The following is an 18,201-nucleotide window of genomic DNA, read 5'->3' as shown; positions in this document are numbered from 1 at the left end:
TCCTCGTGGCTTCGACCCATAGGTATCTACACAAGTGACTGTAATAGACGCACGTCATCCAGAGCGCAGCGAAGGATCTCCGGGATTAGCACAGTGCCACATTCAGGAGATCCTTCGCTACGCTCTGGATGGCGTAATGTTGAGACAAGGAGGGACATTTGTGTAGATACCTATGGGCATCTTCGACCACGGGGTCAAACTCCTTAGAAACTGCTAGAGCCAGACAAGCCTAACAATGGATCATCCTCATCACTACTCCCCTCATCTGGCAACTCACCGTCTGACGATGATTCACGACGAGGCCCTAGCCTGAAATAGCTAGCCGAAGGCTCAGCACTATCAAAAAAGCGGCTGCTTGAAGTTGTAGCTTTGCCCTGCTCTGGTGGCTGTAAAAACTCAGAAACATCATCAAGGGATACCCCTGAATTCTCTAAAGCTGCTTCTTCAAAAGCCTGATATTCCTCATCATTAAACTCCGATAACTCATGAGGCTTTGGCTCTACATTTTTCAGTACCATATTATTAAAGTACCAGGAAACAGCTGCAACTGCCGCTACGATTCCTATAATTGCCCAAATACTTAGACCGACCGGAGCAAATACAATAGTTGAAAAAACAGCAGCAGGAAATGCAACATCGATAAACACAGACACGAATGATTTTACCAACTGGTATCTGGCAAGCCGATGTTGATAATCGGACTCAGCCATCAAACCCCTCATTTCCAGATACAACTGCTTTCTCAGATTGGGATCGTCGGTGCTTTTGAATTTTTCTAATAATTCTGCACACTCGTCTTTTGCCATCTGTTGCTGCTCTTTAGTCTTAGCTCTCTCCAAATGGCAGTTATAGGCTGTATAAATCGTTGTAGCCAGGAAGCAGGCAGCTGCTCCGATCAGTCCAATAATCAGAACTGTCATTGGAGCAAGACTAGCAGGCGGGAAGAAGAAGCAAATGACTACGCAAAAAGCGAGTAATAATCCCAAGGCATAGCAGCAATCACTCACTAAGGCTAGCTCTTTATATTTCCAATCAAACTTCGCTTTGGCTTGCATTTTTTGCAGATCTTTAAGCTGCTCCTCCAATTCCGCAATTTTTGCATCATATACCGCTTTTTCTTCTAAATCCCTTGCGCGATCTCGTAAAGCCTCATGCTCCTCGATCTTTTGCCGTAAAGCAGCTTTTTCATTATCAATTTCCAGCATTTCCTTGTTATGTTTAGTGGTTTCATGCCAGTGCCTTATAAGGCTGAGCACTAAATCCATCGTTAACAAGATTACAGTGGCTATATTACCCACATAGCCCAAGGTTCCTGCACCCTTAAGCCAGAAGAAACATGCCATATTGATGGGAGCCCAGAGCAAATCGTTCAAAATTGCAAATATTCGCTGTTCGAGTTGGGTTGTAAAGCGTTCCCAAGCAGGGATTTTACTTTCTTCTTCACTCATCCATGGGCCATTAATCGTATGTTTAAACAATAAGATCGAATTAATTCCTAGACGACAGAAGTATAAAACCCAACTCATATACCCCGTCACTGGTGAAGGGGCTCCTAACCTGTCAGATGCTTGTGCCGCGCTATAAAAGGTCGCCGGTAAGAATGCTATGATAGAGGCCAGCATTCCACCACCCCAAACCCAGTAGAGACGTTTGCCATTGATCTCAGTCATCCAATCTTTAATAACCGTTGGCTTCTTGATGAGTTGAAGTACTTTCTCAACAATCCAAGCCGCAAGAAATGTAAGTCCTAAATATTTTAGTGCCTTGGTGAATAAATTGATCTCTTGATTCAAGTCATCTTGAAAATCAATTTTTTCCCCTCTATTGGGTTGGAGCCACAATTCTTCAATTCGTTGACTGCAAAGATTCAATAAATCCCGATGACCGGCCAAAAGATGGCTTTTACCTTCTGATTTATCCAGTTGATACTGGCTATAGATGGCAAGATAGGTTTGGTGCAATTTGTTTTCCAGCCGCAACTTTTGCTCTTCCGTCAAGAAACGAAAGCTTGCTGGATTAGTTTTGCCTAGCTCCGCTATATAATAAGAGAGCATCGTAGGCAATCTATGACGTTGTGTTGCTAATAATTGGGTATCTAAAAGAAGTTGCTCCCTTTCTTCACGAAGCTTGTGTATAGTCGCGGCCTTGCTTTCCTCTTCTTCCTTTTCTAAAAGCTCACGGAGTGCTGCTTCTCTTTTTGCTATTTGTATTCGTCTTGTTGGAGAAGATTTGAGCAGTCTTTGACTTTCTTTGCTAATCTTTTTCATTAGCTTACGTACATCATTGACCTCTGATTGTTCTTCATCTGCAGAGGACTCATCATCGAGCTCATCGGCTTCATAATCGGCAAAATATCCATCTTCTCTAGCTAAAAGAAATCGATCTAAGTCTTTTCCCTCAGGATTGACCTCTTTGTCTTGATCAACGATTTTATCCACAAGAATTCTTAAAGCGGCTAGACGTTTGTTTTTCTCGCTTTTTGTTTTTTCTGGAATTGGTGGCAACTCATCTTTACTATGATCTTTAGTTTTCTCATAAAGTTTCTTCACAGCGGCTTTTTCATTGTCACTATATAAACCGTAAGATGATCGTACGGTGATGGGAATCTTTTTACTGCCGGCCATGATTACACCTCATCATTAAAGTAGCTTGATGATTGGAAGAAATATGCTCAAAAAGCTCAAACTGTTCTTTTTTATATCATATCACAAAATAGTAGGACAAGGTGTAAATAGCGTTTTTACGTTATTGATAAATAATTTACAGAAATTTAGTAGGAAAAATCATAGGGGCAGGTATTCCTCGTTGCTCTTGAGCTGATTAGCCCGTAGCCTGGATGCAGCATAGCGAAATCCAGGCCACAATCTACGCGCGTGACGATTAAAAATCACGCCAGAGAATTGCTGACATAGTTCCCTCATCTTGAAACACTTCTAAGATATCATCGATAGACTTAATAGGGACTTCATTAACCACCAACTGATAAATAAGACGTTTGCCAGATTTACTATCGATATAGCCAGCAAAACCTTGGCCTTTTAGCATCAGACCTTTTTCTGTTCCTATCGCATAAGTTCCGGTTTTTGCTCGTACTTTGCCAATCGCCTCACTCAGAGAAGGATTAGACTGAAAGTTCTTAATTGTGGCCAGTGAACCATCAACACCTAAGATAGGCAGAGCATCGAAGAAGGTTTGGAAAACAGGGCTCTTCGCCATAATATCCAGCCATTGGGTAGCCACAGAATTGGTGAGCTTAGTTTCCCCGCCGCCACTACCATCAACAAAGGAAAATTGTTTTGCGGGCAGATGGTATTGTGTTGTTAAACGATTTTTTTCTAGCTCTAAAGTTTCAGACATGGTTTTTACACCATTTGCCACGCCCCAAAGAACCAGGCTGGTATCTGCGCCAATATTATAACTAACCTTCAGGATCCATTTGGCATACTCGGAGTAGGGTTGGGAAACCAAACTAGTTACCGCTGTCTTAGGGCCATTCGGTGGCGATGGATTATTAGCTACTACTGGAGCATCAACAGTCACACCAGCTTGCTGCAAGGCTTCGATAAAAACACTGCGGGCATAATTGGCAGGCTTAGTTATCCTGAAAGTTTGCACAAGAGGGTATTTTCCAGTTAAGGGCGGAATAAAGTCCTTAGGAAGATTACCTGTAACCCTTCCCTGACAAGGCGTAGCCCCAATACAAGTCAGCAATTCGGGTTCCAATTTATAACTTGCTTCTGTTTTATCTGCTGTTGTTTTTAGATTGGATAAGACTGTAAAGGCTGCAGAAATTGGTCGCCACTTCACTTCGGCAAGCTGCTCTGCAGAACCTGGGTTTATTATAAGATCAACAACATCATCATTAACAAAAATCGCACTGACCTGAAACTCGTCACGAAAATTGAAGGGAGTAAATAACCGGTCATCAATAACGACATTACCGCTGATTCGCCGAATTCCAAAAGAATAAACTTGTTGGGCCAACTTCTTATAACCGGCAAGAGGATCAGGGCTTGTAAGGATTGCGTTGCCAAGTGAATTAGCCTCATTATGGTCAAAATCAGTAATAGCAATACTGCCATCAGGCAGGGTGCGCCCTCCCATTGCTAAATCACCCGAGGCCTCAAGAATAAGATCTCCTTTCAAGACACCTTTACTATCTAGTGATCCCTGATAACTGACAGGGGTATTAAACTGATAATTAGGTCCTAGCTGCTCCAATAATTCACCAACAGAGAAGAGTTTGCGAATTGAGCCGACGTAAAAATGTCGATCAGAGTGCAAATCAATTAAGAGGGCACCCGTGCTTTGATCGATAACTTGCAAACCCCAGGTTGCACTTTGATATTTGACCTTATTGAAAATAGCGTCCAAGTCTTCGTTCTTCTTAAAGGCCAAACTGTCCCCTGTTGCAGGCAAAGAGCAGGTCGATTTATCCTCTGCAGAACAAATTTTTGGGCCACCCTGAATATCAGCATTCATAGTTGCCGCATTGATTTCAAGAATAAGCCTGCAGCTTGCACGAGGAGCTAAGTCAAAAGAATTTTGGCAAGAACCCTTTCCTGTTGTGATCTGCCTGACGCCAGGAGGAAGCTCAACCAGGTGATTATTGGTCAATCTCACAGCACTGTTATTTACAACCTTGTACTCCCTGAGTACTTGCTGCTTATCAACAAGTATTTGCGGCGCCTTTCCAATCGCTTTGATTGCGAACACAGGCTCAGCTGCTGAAGTGAATAAGGGGAATAGGCTTAGTGCTAGTGCAAACGAGGGGTAAATTTTCATTTTAGATTGGCTATCAGGCTAATGAACTAAAGACTATGCCTGCGATTATAGTTATAATCAACCCAATTTTTGCCCGAGATTACTATGAAAAAAGCTGTTGTTCTAATATCCGGAGGCTTGGACTCGACAACTTGTCTGGCAATAGCCAAGGCCGAAGGCTTCGATTGTTACGCTCTAAGTTTTGCCTACGGCCAACGCCATACAGCGGAATTGATAGCAGCCCAACGAATTGCTAAGCATTTTGCTGTTAGCGAACATCGCATAATTAATCTGGACATTGGTCAATTTGGTGGGTCTGCCTTAACAGATCAATCAATTCAAGTACCCGAATATAGTGGTAGCAAAGAAATACCTGTCACTTATGTACCCGCACGTAATACCGTATTTTTAGCAATATCCTTAGGTTATGCCGAAGTGCTTGACGCCCAAGATTTGTTTATTGGTGTGAGTTCCGTCGACTATTCTGGTTATCCTGATTGCCGCCCAGAATATATTGCTGCCTTTCAAAACCTCGCCAATTTGGCAACCAAATCAGCTGTAGAAGGCTCTCCCTTCAGACTTCATACCCCTCTTTTACATCTATCCAAAGCTGAAACCATTCGCCAAGGGATTAAATTAGGCGTCGATTACTCGATGACTGTCTCTTGCTATCAAGCAACTGAGGATGGGAAAGCCTGTGGTCATTGCGACAGTTGTACCCTTCGCAAGCAGGGATTTCTTGAGGCTTATATCACAGATCAAACAATATATGCCTAATGTGTTCAATTTTTTTACTTATTTTTTACGATTTATTCTGATTAAAAACATACACTTTACAATTGTGTTACAACATATTGCGCATTTTTGATTCACTTTTTCAAAATCCCTTGATATGATCCGCTTCGATTTTTAACCTTAGGAGTAAATATGTCGAAGTTAGTTCAATTAGTATCTAGGGGCGCTCGCGCTGTTGGTAATGGTTTTGCTGCTGTAGGTCGTGGAATTGCATCTGCTGCTTCTGCAACTGGTAATTTCTTAAGCCGTCATTGGGCTGCGACTGCTGCTGTAGTTCTCGGTCTGATTGCTTTCGCTGCAGTAACTGCCGCCTTAATATTCTTCTGGCCTGCAACAATAGCCGCAATTGCTGGTTTATCTGTTACTCTGCCTTTCGTTGGCGCTGTCGCACCTTTCGCTTTCCTATCTGCTCTTTCAATCCCTGCTGCTGCTGCAGTTGTCGGTGCTTTTGCTTTCGCTGCTACTATCGTTGCTAGTGCTGTAGTTAACGTTTTTGCTGCTGCTTACAATGCATTGGATCGTTTCTTTAACCCAACTAAGACCAATGGCGGTAAAAAAGGTCCTAAAGTAGGCAACGATGAAGACTTTGAAGAAAGTGCAACACACCTAAAAGGATTAGGCGGACGTAAAGGCCACAAGAATGAGCGTGATCTTGAAGATACTCACGGCCATGGCTTTGACCTTCGTCGCGGTGGTCAGAAAGGACGAGTTGTTGAAGAAGAAGAACAACTTCTTGCTGATAGCCAACAATCACTCAGCAATAGTCACTAATAAGTCTAGATGAGTAATGGAAAACGCGGCAGATGCCGCGTTTTTTTTATCAAAAAATCACCCTAAGCATCCACGCCCTCTGCGCAGAATAGTCTGTATTTGGCGCATCTTGTGAGAAAAACCAAACTTTTACCAAGATTCAAACATCCCCCCTGAACAGATACAAGTAATCATTAAACTCCCTTATACGGGACAAAATAAGCTTCCCCAAAAACTCGAATTCCCGTGGTTAAAAGGGGATTAGCAGTTTATATGCAGAAAAGAAGCATTCCCCAAGACTATACGTTATAATTCGCCCTTTTATTGAGACAGGCCGAATTCATGACAAAAGTTCGTAAAATGCTGGTTACCAGCGCTCTTCCCTATGCGAATGGCCATTTGCATTTAGGTCACTTAGTTGAACATGTACAAACCGATATTTGGGTACGAACCCATAAAATGTTAGGACTACAATGCATTAGCGTTTGCGGTGATGATGCCCACGGTACACCAATTATGTTAAAGGCTGAACAGCTAGGCCTTAGCCCTGAAGCCCTGACAGCTCAAATGCAAGAAAGTCATCAACACGATTTTGCTGCCTTCTCCATTGCCTACGATTGCTATCACACAACCCATTCCCCTGAAAATCAAGCATGTGCGACAGCTATTTATGAGCGCTTAAATGAAGCTGGCGATATTATTAAAAAAACAATTCGCCAGGCTTATGACCCAGTCAAACAAATGTTCCTGCCCGATCGCTATGTCAAAGGCACCTGCCCTAAATGCGGTACGCCTGATCAGTATGGTGACAACTGTGAATCCTGTGGCGCAACCTACTCACCCACTGATTTAATCGATCCGATTTCTGCTATTTCTGGCGCAAAACCCATTGAAAAAGACTCTGAACATTATTTCTTTGACTTACCTCGCTATGAAACCTTATTGAGAGAATGGACACGTAAAGGCCATTTACAAACTGAGGTTGCTAACAAATTGGATGAATGGTTTGAGGCTGGACTGAAGCAATGGGATATTTCCCGCGATGCGCCTTATTTTGGCTTTCAAATTCCAGGAACCAAAGACAAATATTTCTATGTTTGGCTCGATGCGCCAATTGGCTATATGGCTAGTTTTAAGAAATACTGTGATGAACAAGGCGCCTCCTTTGCGGAATTCTGGGATAAGGACTCGACGACCGAACTCTATCATTTCGTCGGAAAAGATATCGTTTATTTCCACGCCTTATTTTGGCCAGCGATTCTGGCCGGCAGTGGTCACCGACTACCAACAGCGGTTTTTACACATGGCTTCCTAACCGTTGATGGCCAAAAAATGTCTAAGTCACGCGGAACCTTCATTGAAGCACGCACCTACCGCAAACATTTAAACCCGGAATATTTACGTTACTACTTTGCTGCAAAACTTAATGGCCGGGTGGACGATTTGGATCTGAATCTTGATGATTTCATCAATCGAGTGAATGCTGACTTAGTCGGCAAGATCGTCAATATAGCCAGCCGCTGTGCCGGTTTTATCAACAAGCGTTTTGCTAATGAGCTGGCAGCGGAATTAACCGAGCCTGCGCTTTACCAAGAATTATTAGCGCAACGCACTGACATTATCGATGCCTTTGTACAACGCGATTATGCACGTGCCATAAGACAAATTATGGATTGCGCTGATCGCGTCAACCAATATATTGATGCAAATAAACCCTGGGTTCTTGCCAAAGACGAAACTCGTTTATCTGAGGTACAGGCTATTTGCACTATGGGCTTAAACTTGTTCCGCATCCTCATCACCTATCTGAAACCGGTAATACCTACGATGGCCGAAGCAGCCGAGCAATTTTTAAACTGCCCGCCCTTAGTATGGGATAGCATCGATGAGCCCTTGCTTAAGCATCGTATTAATACCTTTACACCACTTATGCTCAGAGTTGAGCGCGAGAAAATCGATGCCATGTTATTAGAAACTCGGGAGCCTCCTGTGAGCAAAATTGAAGAGAAGAAAGCAGCGCCAGCTAAAGAAGAGTCCACAATTAGCATTGATGATTTCGCCAGGGTTGATTTGCGTGTAGCTCGAATTATCTCCGCTGAGTCGGTGGATGGCGCTGATAAGCTGCTCCGTTTACAACTTGATTTAGGTGATGAAAAACGACAAGTCTTTGCTGGAATTAAAGCAGCTTATGAGCCTGCCGAGCTAGTCGGGCGATTAACTGTGATGGTTGCTAATTTAGCGCCACGCACAATGCGTTTTGGTGTGTCAGAAGGGATGGTTCTGGCAGCAGGTGATGGAAAGGGTATTTTTCTCTTGCAGCCTGATGCAGGAGCAGAGCCGGGAATGAAGGTTAAATAATGGTTTCTGTTAAAGCAATTGATGCCCTGCTCCCGCAAACCCAATGCGGCGAATGTGGCTTTTCTGGTTGTTTACCTTATGCAGAGGCCTTGGCCCAAGGAACAGCGCCTATCGATCGCTGTCCACCAGGAGGCGTAGCCACAGTCAAGGCTTTAGCGGAATTACTTGCCATTGATGCGACAGCCTATTTAGCAGCCGCCGCAGCCAATACTCGCCCACCAGCCCTGGCATACATTCGCGAAACCGAATGTATTGGCTGCACCAAATGCATCCAAGCCTGTCCTGTTGATGCCATTATTGGCAGCGCTAAACGTATGCATTCCATTCTGAAAACGGAGTGCACCGGCTGTGGGCTCTGTATAGAGCCTTGCCCTGTCGATTGCATTGAATTGCAAAGCGTTTCTGAAGCAACCTATGATAAGTCCTTTGCCCGACAGCGTTTTAATGACCGGCAAACAAGGCTATTACGTGAGGAGCAGGATAAACAACAGATTTATCGGGAAAAACGCAGGCTAGCGCGTCAAACAAATGATGCACAACACGATTTAAAAGCGAAACAGGACTATATTCAACAGGCCATGGCTAGAGTAGAAGCGAAAAAGAATAAATAATGAATAAAGAAAAACGACGCGAGATTTTCGAGCGCTTTCGCGCCCAAAATCCCCAGCCAACTACCGAGCTAAATTACAATTCAGCCTTTGAATTACTGATTGCTGTGATTTTGTCGGCACAGGCTACGGATGTCAGTGTCAATAAAGCTACTGCCAAGCTTTTCCCGCTAGCCAACACAGCCGAGGCGTTGCTCAACCTAGGTGAAGAACACCTTAAAGACTATATAAAAACGATTGGTCTGTTTAATACCAAAGCGCAAAATGTCATAAAAACCTGCAAGATTCTTGTTGAACAATATGCTGGTGAGGTACCGGATAATCGCGAAGCCTTACAAGCCTTACCTGGGGTGGGGCGTAAAACTGCAAATGTCGTTTTAAATACAGCCTTTGGCCAGCCAACAATGGCTGTTGATACCCACATCTTCCGTGTAGCCAACCGCACTGGCATAGCAAAGGGCGCAACGCCCCTTGCAGTAGAGCAGGCCTTGCTAAAAAATATCGACAAGGAATTTTTGCATGATGCCCATCATTGGCTAATTTTGCATGGGCGCTATGTTTGTATTGCCCGTAAGCCTAAATGCCAGGGTTGCCTTATTCGTGATTTGTGTGAGTTTGAGGATAAGACTTAAATTTATTTCCCCTCATCCGCCCTTCGGACACCTTCTCCCCGAAGGGGAGAAGAGATTTTAGGCCCCTGTATTTCCCTTCATCCCTATGAAGGGTCTCCCTGTCTCGAACAAAGACAAATTATAAAAATTTCAGCTAATCTGGTAATTTATTTATATTCCCCCTAGAATAAAATTTCCGACTATTGCAGGGGAGCATCATGGGTTGGTGGATAACATGGGATGTTGCGAAGGATGTAGGAACAAAGGTCTGGGAAAATGCATCTCTCACAGCTTTTGCCATAGGCACAGCCAGCGTTACTTATAATACTATTGATTATCTTTGCAGAAAGGTAAGCGCTTTGCCCAAAGTGGCTTATTCCATCGTATTTCATCAAAACACCAAAACTGTAGCCAGCCATTTAGTCCGCATCGGCATTCAGGATGTACTTCCAATGGTGACAGCTTCCTATACCAATGATTTTCTCCAACGTCGAGGACAAGCCTATTTAAATGAGCAACAGCAGGATGAGTCCTTGTTATCAGTCGATACGCTAATTCAATCCAGCTTGATTCTGCTCAATACGGCTTGTTGGATCTACACCAAACGACGCGGCATGCAGGCTGTTGCTCGCACAGTTACCCTCATCGTCGAGGCATCGTCAGCCTGGACGGACAAAATCCCTAAGATGAAAATCTGCGAAGAGGAACAATGTTCAACTTTGAGCAATGTACAAGGTTCATTCCAGGATTTGGTTTCCTATTATGGCGTCGAGGGACTAATTAAGTTAGTAAGCTATATACCTATCGTTGGTGAAGGAACTGCCTCGGCCTTATCCATTTATCATAACGGGCGCTATATAACGACCCTGCTCTTACCAATTTGTAGCCGCCATCAAGAGCTATTTCTCAAAGAATACCCTGAATACGCCTTGGCAAATGGACTTGCGCTTGCGGGTACCTCTGCACTTGCTTCCTGGATGATTGAGTCATCAACAGGGGCAATTGCTACCAAGTTGGCTACCTTAGCGCCGGCGGCAATTTCTAGCTTACTGGTTGGTTTATCGGCAGGTATTCCGCGAGGCTATTATGAAACTGCCGTCCACCAGTTACTTCTGATCGCTCAGGTGGGGATAGCCGCCCATGGCAAAATTCCTAAGCCAGTGAAAAAAAACTCACGTAACATTCCCGATCCAGTAGCTCTTTATGTTGGAGCAATCAATTTTTCGGTAGATTGGGTTATAGAGGGCGGGAAAAAGAAACTCCCATCTCTCTTTAGCAAACAATCAGGCTATTCTGTTCCCTGGGAGAAGCTTCCTAATATAGCAAGGGCAGTCTGGGCAAATCCCGTTGTTAGCAAAATAACCTGGGTGTTCTTGCCAAGAATGCTACAAAATTCTCAGCAATTTATTGATGATCCCCTGATTAGTTATCACTGGGAAGGATTAAAACAGAAAGCGGTTGACGAATTAAACAATGCCAATGAAGCCAGCCGAAAATACGTGATCAGGGCAGCTGTAATGGTGCCCAATGCAACAACTGAAACAGTCTGGTTTTTTGCCGGTACCCCTAAGATATTAACCCGGTTTGTATTGGCTATACTCGGTAATCAGTCTTTTCAGAATATGTTGGCCGATGAGCGACGTACAATAGAAGGAATGCATAGCGGCCTTGCACCTAGCGTTGTTGTGGGTGAAACCGAACATTCTCTCAGAGGACAGGAAGAAGAGCGGCCTATAAAATCCAAAATAAGTGAACTCGAAGAAGAGCTGGATCAGCGAGTGAAGGAGAGCCCTGAAGACAGCTCAGCCAAGCCTACAGTCACGTCTGAAGAACCAGAAAGAGGAAAACTCCTGGCGCTAGAAAGCAAACTTGCTAGTAAAGTGACCTTAGCCCCATCCACTAAGCTAGGAACTCAGATACATAAACGCCATAAAAACCGTTTCTTTAGCGAAAGAGGCGACAATGGAAAAAAATTGCCTAGCGAGAATGAAACCGCGTCCAATTCTGCGAACAATCTGAAATTTCTTGCGCGAACAGGAGAAACCCTTAAAAGAAATGCGAATGACGAGAATTTTGTGCCTGGGCAAAACGCATTTACTCAGTAACTCCGATTGGCTAAATCAATTTCTTGCGCTTGAAATAGTAAAACATGCAGGCCGCTAAAATTACCATAAGCAACAACACTGCCGGATAAGCGTAATGCCATTTTAATTCCGGCATATAATTGAAATTCATACCATAGACCCCGACGATAAATGTTAAGGGGATAAAAAGGCTTGCAAAAATTGTGAGGACTTTCATTGTTTCATTCATGCGATTATTTATAGTTGATAAATAAATCTCAAGAATGCCAACAATCATTTCTCTTTGTAAATCAATAGATTCCAACAGCCGTTCGGTATGATCATACAAATCCTGATAATAGAACAAATATTCCTTATCAATTAAATGCTCATGCTTTGTAGCAAGTCGATGAAGAATATCCCTCAAAGGAGCAATGGCTTTTCTTAGAGTCATCGTACGCCTTTTAATGATGTATAGGTCCGTCAAACTGACTGGTTCTTTGATAATGTTTGTTATCGTAAATATGTATTGTAAGCTGAGTACTAGTAGGGGGATGCTCACCAACATAAACTGCTGCTCCAGGCATCATCCCTGCTTTGGCGGAGGGTTTACTTTTGTGAGTCATAATCTAATCCTTTGCAAGCCTATCTTTTAGTATAGGCACTTAGAGCTCAGGATTTGCCAAAAGAAAGTTAATAATGCTATATTCCTGAACATTTTGAGCCAAACCGGGATGAACCTTGGTCGCGATGTGAGTACACCCTAGAATATGACTTCTTTTTTCACTGTATTGCCCAAACGCAGCTATCTGACTCTTACAGTAAGTATGATGACTTGCCTGATCCTCTTGATTAATGTCTCATTCAAGATTATCAGCCTACAAGGAATGATATTTACAGCCAGTAGTGTCTTATGCCCTCTGGTTGCGATTATCTATTTGCTAGTCTTGAAAGATTGCAGTGTTGCTCAGCAAAGGCACATTCTCAATCAATCACTCCTTGCCTTGTATCTATTTTCAATAGGTATTTATCTATTAGTAAACCTGCCAGCGGCAGATAGTATTTATGACAACCCTGCTTATCAGATTGTTTTTGAAGACATCCCCAAAAAATTCTTTGCTGCAACCTTGGCTTTTGGACTCAGTTTTTATTTACCCCATTCACTCTGTTGTGCGAAAAATAGTGACATCCTTGCTTCCCCCAAGAAGCGTCTGTTACTTGCTCTCACTGGCGGTTTTTTATTCTTTAGTATCGATTTTCTATTATTATTTTTAGATCCCCATGTTTATAACTTCAATCGCATCTATATCGATTCCCTGATGGTGAGTGCGAGCATTCTGCTAATGGTTGGGGTTATCCAGCTAAGCATCCATTTGCTTGTTAGCCCGGTTAAAGCCAAGCTAGAGAAATCCTCATTACCGGTCTACTTAACGATTCCCTTATACCACTATATGGTGAGTTTCTCAGTCACCATTATGTTAATTTCACTGGCCTGTGAATACCGTTTGATTTCCTTTAGCACCTCTGTGACTCTTGGCGCAAGTGCTCTTCTTTTTCCCTTAGCAATCATCACCAGCAACCTAATAGGTGAACTCTATGGTTATAAAGCGAATCTCCGTTTAGCCTGGGTGCTTATCCTCGCTGAACTCATTTTTGATTTACTTTTAATGGGCGCTGTAGCCTTACCCGCACCCGAGTTCTTTAACTTGAATCCCTTTTATTCCTTTATCTTGCCGCGACGAGTACCCGCAGGAACTCTGGCCTTGTTTATAACCTTCGTTAGTAATGCCATGTTCCTAGAAAATCTAAAATATACTGGGCTTGGCCTGAGTCGTTGCTCTCGCATCTTGATTGCCAATCTGATATCCACTTCCCTGCTTTGCCTAGTCAATTACAGCCTGCTCTATGGCGGCGTTTATCCCTATGAACAAATATTCAATCTAACCCTAACCTCTTGGGTCTACAAAATTCTTGCGACAGTCGTCTCCTTGCCACTGGTTTTATGGCTATATAATCTTTGTCAAAAACAAATGGGACGTTACATGCCTAATACAAAAGAAAGATCAATTAAGAATTATCTCTGAATCGTAGCCTGTTTGTAATAGGTCACCCCCATCCCCACTGCCGTTAAGTTAAGGAAGGTTTTGTCATTCCCGCGAAGGCGGGAAACTATTTCTAGCTAAGCACTGTGCCAATGTAGAGATGGTTTCCCGCCTTCGCGGGAATGACAAATGCCCTTAACTTAATGGCAGTGACCCCCATCCCGAATTCCCGCGGCTTGACCGCAGGAATTCAATACTGGAGTAGGAGCTGACCTATTACACCTGTTTCGACTAAGATTTTTTCACCGGCCTTTTCCAACCATAAACTGTTTTCTGGGGGTTCACACTCAGCGTAAGCTCATCAGCGGGAACATCCTTGCGAATAGTGCTGCCTGCACCAATTGTGGCATTAGCTCCGACTCTTACTGGCGCAACAAGTTGCGTATCAGAGCCAACAAAAACACCGTCTTCAATGATCGTTTTATGCTTATTCACACCATCATAGTTACAAGTAATGGTGCCAGCGCCAATATTAACCTCTTTACCAATGGAGACATCCCCTAAATAACTTAAATGGCTAGCCTTAGAGCCCTCAGCCACTATGGCATTTTTGGTCTCAACAAAATTACCAATTTTGCAATGATCAGCCAATCTTGTGCCCGGTCTTAAACGAGCGAAGGGGCCAATATGGCAATCATTAGCCAAGTCAACGCCATCAAGTACCGAATTTGCAAAAATCTCACAACCTTCACCGGTAGTCACATTGTGTAACTGACAATTAGGGCCAATCTTTGTCCCTTTTCCTAATCTCACCTGGCCACTGATAATCACATTAATATCAATAGATACATCTTGTTCGCAGCGGAGCTCCCCACGAATATCAAATCGGCTTGCATCAGCAATAGTGACTCCTGCAAGCATGAATTTCTCTGCTGTTCGCTGTTGCCAGACACGCTCTAACTGTTGCAATTGCAAGCGATTATTCACACCCTGAATTTCGATAAGATCCTTAGCCTGCATTGACGCGACAGTCGACTGCTCTGCTACAGCCATAGCAATTATTTCAGTGAGATAATACTCGCCCTGCGCATTATCATTATGTAATTGGGGTAACCAACGTGCCAAATTAACTGCTGGTGCACAACAAATACCACTGTAAATTTCCCTGATTTCTCGCTGCTCTGCTGTAGCATCCTTTTCTTCGACAATTGTACGGATTTCTCCCTGCTCATTACGAATAATGCGACCTAGGCCTGTAGGATTTTCCAGCAATGCCACTAATAAGGTTAGCGCAGCATCTTGCCCACGACTCTTATCAATCAAGGCTTGTAAAGTGCTAGTCTGAATTAAGGGAACATCGGCTGATAACACCAAAACCTCAGAAGCGACAGGGATATAAGCTAAGGCTTGCATGACGGCATGGCCTGTTCCTAATTGTTCGGCCTGCAAAACCCAATTCACTGGTAAATCAGGCAAAGCGTCTCTAATTTTCTCGCCACCATGACCATAAATAACATGGATAGCATCTGGATTTAGTTGCTGGGCGGTCTCTACTACTCGCTCTAACATCGGTTTTCCAGCAAGCTGATGAAGAACCTTAGGTGTTGCAGAATACATCCGCTTTCCCTGTCCGGCAGCTAAAATAACAATTTGCAATGACATAAGTTTTGATATCCCTGTGTTAATGCAGCATAAATAGTTATGGAATTAAACAATCTGTATTTATGTTGCGAACCATGTAATTACTAGATATGATAAAAAAATTGCAACAAAAGGAGTAGTGCAATGACCATATTTCTTGATATAGCAAAACATTTTCTAGTTGAGGTCATAAACAGGGAACGTAAACGAGCAAAGTCTAGTAATGAATCCTACATAGGTAGTAAAACAAGAGATCTTTCGCATTCCGCAAAAAAAATCGGCCTTGCTAGACAATTACGTGAAGAAATAAAGAATTTTGAAGATCTTGGAGATGATCAGACTAACTGGCTTGCCTTGAAGCATATTATCTTTAAATACCAAAAAGCGAACAACACTTTATGTCAGGCAGCAGATTTTGAAGATGGTGAGCTTCGCTCAGCACTAATTGATACGAATGCACTCCTTGATGGCATCTATTTCCATGTTTTTGAATCTAATAATCTGCTAAATATTAATCCCGACCTTAACCCGGTAATGAGTGCTAGCTCCAGTTCAACAAAGACCACCAGTCCAAGCACGAAATATTCTGATGCCTTCGATAAGTTCCTTTATTATTCTGCTTATTATTTAGTACAGAAATACAGGCAACCAGAAGAGCAAACTATTGTTCAAAGCTATTGGCGCAGCTTACCTTTTTCTGGTTCCGTAAAAGTAGGTACAGAAAAGTTGTCTCTTCTTGAACAAACCATGGCAACCCTGAATACCGCTTTGGAAAGCTCGGAAGAAGACCGAGAGCAATATCAAATAGGGAGAAAAGGCGCTGTGTTGCTCGCTTTAAATGCTATCCTGGGAGGAAATATCAGTTTATGCCATACTCATTCTTTTCAACCCATCTTACCCGTCAGTGGTATTGGAGTTGGCTTTATCGAACTGAAATTACCCACCTGGGAACCTGCTACAGGTGAACTCAAAGACACCATGACCTTAGCTTATAAAGAAATCGCTGAAATGCAGCCAATCAAACGGGCATCCAAGATTGTCTCCAAAGTCCCAGATTCGCCACCAAAACCTCAGACTGATCTTGGGCAACAGGAGCCTGAAGCACAAAGCCTAATACCCTCACAACCACCGCTTGTTGTTAATAGTTCTAATGCCCCGCAAATTGAGCCACCACAGGTACAGCAAGAGGGTTCAAGTGATGAGCAACCTGTTAGTCTTCCAGTTCATCAGGCAGAGGAGGTGAAATCAGCAGTTAGTCTTGCTAATCCCGAAATAACGCTATTCATTGATATAGTCAAAAACTTCCTGGTTGAAATGATAGACAAGGAACGTAAACGAGCCAAAGAAGCCAATGAATCATACATAGGAAGCAAAGTAAGAAATCTTGACCATTCGGAGAAAAAACGTAGCTTAGTTAAAGACTTGCGAGAAGAGATAAAACAATTTAAAGGCCTTGAGAATGATGAAAATAGTTGGCTTGCTCTGAAACGAATTCTTTTTAAATACCAACGATCTAATATGACTTTATGCCAAGAAGCAGAAATCAATGAAGGGACACTTCGCACAGTCCTGATTAATGCGAACTCCTTAGTTGATGGAATTTATTTCCATGTTTTTGCGCTCAATAATTTGCTGAACATTCATCCCGACATCAATCCAGATATTCAACTCAATACCAGTCCTCCCCCTGAGTCTCTACCTATGCTCATTGAGCAAGAGTTCAGCCCTTGTTACAAATATAACGATGCCTTCGATAAATTTCTCTATTACTGTGCTTCTTTTTTTGTATTGAAATATAAAGAACCCGATCAGGAAGGCCTTGCTCAAAGTTATTGGAAGAGTTTAACTTCTGGTACCGCGGCCAAGGTTAAAGCAGATGTAAAAACCTTTGATCTTCTTGCACAAACCATAGATAACTTGCATGGCGCGCTGGAAAGCTCTGACCAACAAAAAATACTCTATCGTATGGGAAGAAAAGGAGCGGTCTTACTCGCCTTAAACGCTATTCTGGGTGGAAGTACTAGCCTGCTTCTTAGCTATGGTTATCAGCCAATAACTCCTCGCCTGGCACTACCGATCTGGGAACCTGCAACTGGTGTACTCAAAGAGGAAATGACTAAGGCCTATAAGGAAATTAACACAATGGTTCCGCCCGACGTCAGACTGGCAGATTTACCACAGGAACCACATGAGGAGCCCAGACAAGAGCAAAAACAACAGATACCCCCCATCGATAGTCGAGATAGACGAATGTCTGCTCCAGTAGTAAGTAGTTCTGTCGATGACAGTGTAGAAAAAGCTAAGAAAAAAGACAGGCGTTCGACGGGTAGTTTGTCCATCGCTGATGTGAGGACCTTGTTTTCTCAACCTCGTGCAGCATCTCATCAGCCAATAGGAGAGAGAAAGGTTATAGGGATTGACCTAAATATGTAGGGACTAAGCCGCGCTTTATGCGCGGTACATAGCTGGAAAAATAAGGATGCTACCGCAAAACCGTTCGCGCTGAGCAACTCAGCCCCTTTGGGACAAATATCAGGAAAGAACTTCGAATCAGAAGCCCCTCATCCTT

At 43.2% G+C, this 18,201-nt stretch carries 13 protein-coding genes; 8 read left to right on the top strand and 5 right to left on the bottom strand.

All coding sequences use genetic code 11. The features are described from left to right. Nucleotides 1-203 precede the first annotated feature (203 nt). Together BN1094_RS02915 and dacB are read right to left on the bottom strand one after the other, a co-directional pair. Nucleotides 204-2,624, bottom strand: a complete 2,421-nt coding sequence (locus tag BN1094_RS02915) for a hypothetical protein (protein WP_043872889.1) — start codon at nt 2,622-2,624, stop codon at nt 204-206. A gap of 256 nt (nt 2,625-2,880) precedes the next feature. Further along, nucleotides 2,881-4,785 (bottom strand): D-alanyl-D-alanine carboxypeptidase/D-alanyl-D-alanine endopeptidase, encoded by a 1,905-nt coding sequence (dacB, locus tag BN1094_RS02910; protein WP_245614140.1) that lies wholly within the window; start codon nt 4,783-4,785, stop codon nt 2,881-2,883. Nucleotides 4,786-4,869: 84 nt separating this feature from the next. On the opposite strand from dacB, the gene queC reads away from it, so the two are divergent. The 6 genes from queC (at nt 4,870) to BN1094_RS02880 (ending at nt 11,991) form a co-directional block, all read left to right on the top strand. Beyond that, the gene (gene queC / locus BN1094_RS02905; RefSeq protein WP_043872888.1) at nt 4,870-5,541 is read left to right on the top strand and encodes a 7-cyano-7-deazaguanine synthase QueC; all 672 of its coding nucleotides are present in this window, start codon (nt 4,870-4,872) and stop codon (nt 5,539-5,541) included. 150 nt (nt 5,542-5,691) lie between these two features. Then, nucleotides 5,692-6,330 carry a hypothetical protein gene (locus BN1094_RS02900; protein ID WP_043872887.1) on the top strand — a complete coding sequence of 213 codons (639 nt, stop codon included), beginning with the start codon at nt 5,692-5,694 and terminating at the stop codon, nt 6,328-6,330. A 321-nt stretch (nt 6,331-6,651) separates the two neighbouring features. Beyond that, nucleotides 6,652-8,667 carry a methionine--tRNA ligase gene (metG, locus tag BN1094_RS02895; RefSeq protein ID WP_043872886.1) on the top strand — a complete coding sequence of 672 codons (2,016 nt, stop codon included), beginning with the start codon at nt 6,652-6,654 and terminating at the stop codon, nt 8,665-8,667. Continuing rightward, complete coding sequence (locus tag BN1094_RS02890) at nt 8,667-9,278, top strand: RnfABCDGE type electron transport complex subunit B (protein ID WP_043872885.1); 612 nt, start codon at nt 8,667-8,669, stop codon at nt 9,276-9,278. Before metG ends, BN1094_RS02890 begins: the two co-directional genes overlap by 1 nt. Beyond that, a complete protein-coding gene (gene nth, locus BN1094_RS02885; protein WP_043872884.1) occupies nt 9,278-9,907 on the top strand; it encodes an endonuclease III in 630 nt (209 codons plus the stop codon). Before BN1094_RS02890 ends, nth begins: the two co-directional genes overlap by 1 nt. 197 nt (nt 9,908-10,104) lie before the next feature. Continuing rightward, complete coding sequence (locus tag BN1094_RS02880) at nt 10,105-11,991, top strand: hypothetical protein (protein ID WP_043872883.1); 1,887 nt, start codon at nt 10,105-10,107, stop codon at nt 11,989-11,991. Nucleotides 11,992-12,001: 10 nt separating this feature from the next. Here the strand turns inward: BN1094_RS02880 and BN1094_RS02875 are convergent, their stop codons facing one another. Next, nucleotides 12,002-12,403 (bottom strand): CorA family divalent cation transporter, encoded by a 402-nt coding sequence (locus BN1094_RS02875; protein WP_052403097.1) that lies wholly within the window; start codon nt 12,401-12,403, stop codon nt 12,002-12,004. A gap of 10 nt (nt 12,404-12,413) precedes the next feature. After that, complete coding sequence (locus BN1094_RS20030) at nt 12,414-12,575, bottom strand: hypothetical protein (protein ID WP_245614138.1); 162 nt, start codon at nt 12,573-12,575, stop codon at nt 12,414-12,416. 144 nt (nt 12,576-12,719) lie between these two features. Between BN1094_RS20030 and BN1094_RS02870 the strand changes: the two genes are divergently transcribed. Next, complete coding sequence (locus BN1094_RS02870; RefSeq protein WP_043872882.1) at nt 12,720-14,033, top strand: VUT family protein; 1,314 nt, start codon at nt 12,720-12,722, stop codon at nt 14,031-14,033. A gap of 249 nt (nt 14,034-14,282) precedes the next feature. Here BN1094_RS02870 and glmU read toward each other — a convergent pair whose 3' ends face one another. Beyond that, the gene (glmU, locus tag BN1094_RS02865; RefSeq protein WP_043872881.1) at nt 14,283-15,653 is read right to left on the bottom strand and encodes a bifunctional UDP-N-acetylglucosamine diphosphorylase/glucosamine-1-phosphate N-acetyltransferase GlmU; all 1,371 of its coding nucleotides are present in this window, start codon (nt 15,651-15,653) and stop codon (nt 14,283-14,285) included. A gap of 123 nt (nt 15,654-15,776) precedes the next feature. Between glmU and BN1094_RS02860 the strand changes: the two genes are divergently transcribed. After that, a complete protein-coding gene (locus BN1094_RS02860) occupies nt 15,777-18,065 on the top strand; it encodes a hypothetical protein (protein ID WP_043872880.1) in 2,289 nt (762 codons plus the stop codon). Nucleotides 18,066-18,201 lie beyond the last annotated feature (136 nt).

Source organism: Legionella massiliensis (assembly GCF_000756815.1).
GTDB classification, from domain to species: Bacteria; Pseudomonadota; Gammaproteobacteria; order Legionellales; family Legionellaceae; genus Tatlockia; species Tatlockia massiliensis.
This window is presented reverse-complemented; position numbering and strand designations above follow the sequence as displayed.

Coding starts and splice junctions, on each gene's coding strand:
- BN1094_RS02875 (WP_052403097.1), bottom strand. CDS start 12,403: ATGACTCTAAGAAAAGCCATTGCTCCTTTGAGGGATATTCTTCATCGA.
- BN1094_RS02870 (WP_043872882.1), top strand. CDS start 12,720: ATGACTTCTTTTTTCACTGTATTGCCCAAACGCAGCTATCTGACTCTT.
- BN1094_RS02900 (WP_043872887.1), top strand. CDS start 5,692: ATGTCGAAGTTAGTTCAATTAGTATCTAGGGGCGCTCGCGCTGTTGGT.
- queC (WP_043872888.1), top strand. CDS start 4,870: ATGAAAAAAGCTGTTGTTCTAATATCCGGAGGCTTGGACTCGACAACT.
- nth (WP_043872884.1), top strand. CDS start 9,278: ATGAATAAAGAAAAACGACGCGAGATTTTCGAGCGCTTTCGCGCCCAA.
- dacB (WP_245614140.1), bottom strand. CDS start 4,785: ATGAAAATTTACCCCTCGTTTGCACTAGCACTAAGCCTATTCCCCTTA.
- BN1094_RS02880 (WP_043872883.1), top strand. CDS start 10,105: ATGGGTTGGTGGATAACATGGGATGTTGCGAAGGATGTAGGAACAAAG.
- BN1094_RS02890 (WP_043872885.1), top strand. CDS start 8,667: ATGGTTTCTGTTAAAGCAATTGATGCCCTGCTCCCGCAAACCCAATGC.
- BN1094_RS20030 (WP_245614138.1), bottom strand. CDS start 12,575: ATGACTCACAAAAGTAAACCCTCCGCCAAAGCAGGGATGATGCCTGGA.
- BN1094_RS02860 (WP_043872880.1), top strand. CDS start 15,777: ATGACCATATTTCTTGATATAGCAAAACATTTTCTAGTTGAGGTCATA.
- glmU (WP_043872881.1), bottom strand. CDS start 15,653: ATGTCATTGCAAATTGTTATTTTAGCTGCCGGACAGGGAAAGCGGATG.
- BN1094_RS02915 (WP_043872889.1), bottom strand. CDS start 2,624: ATGGCCGGCAGTAAAAAGATTCCCATCACCGTACGATCATCTTACGGT.
- metG (WP_043872886.1), top strand. CDS start 6,652: ATGACAAAAGTTCGTAAAATGCTGGTTACCAGCGCTCTTCCCTATGCG.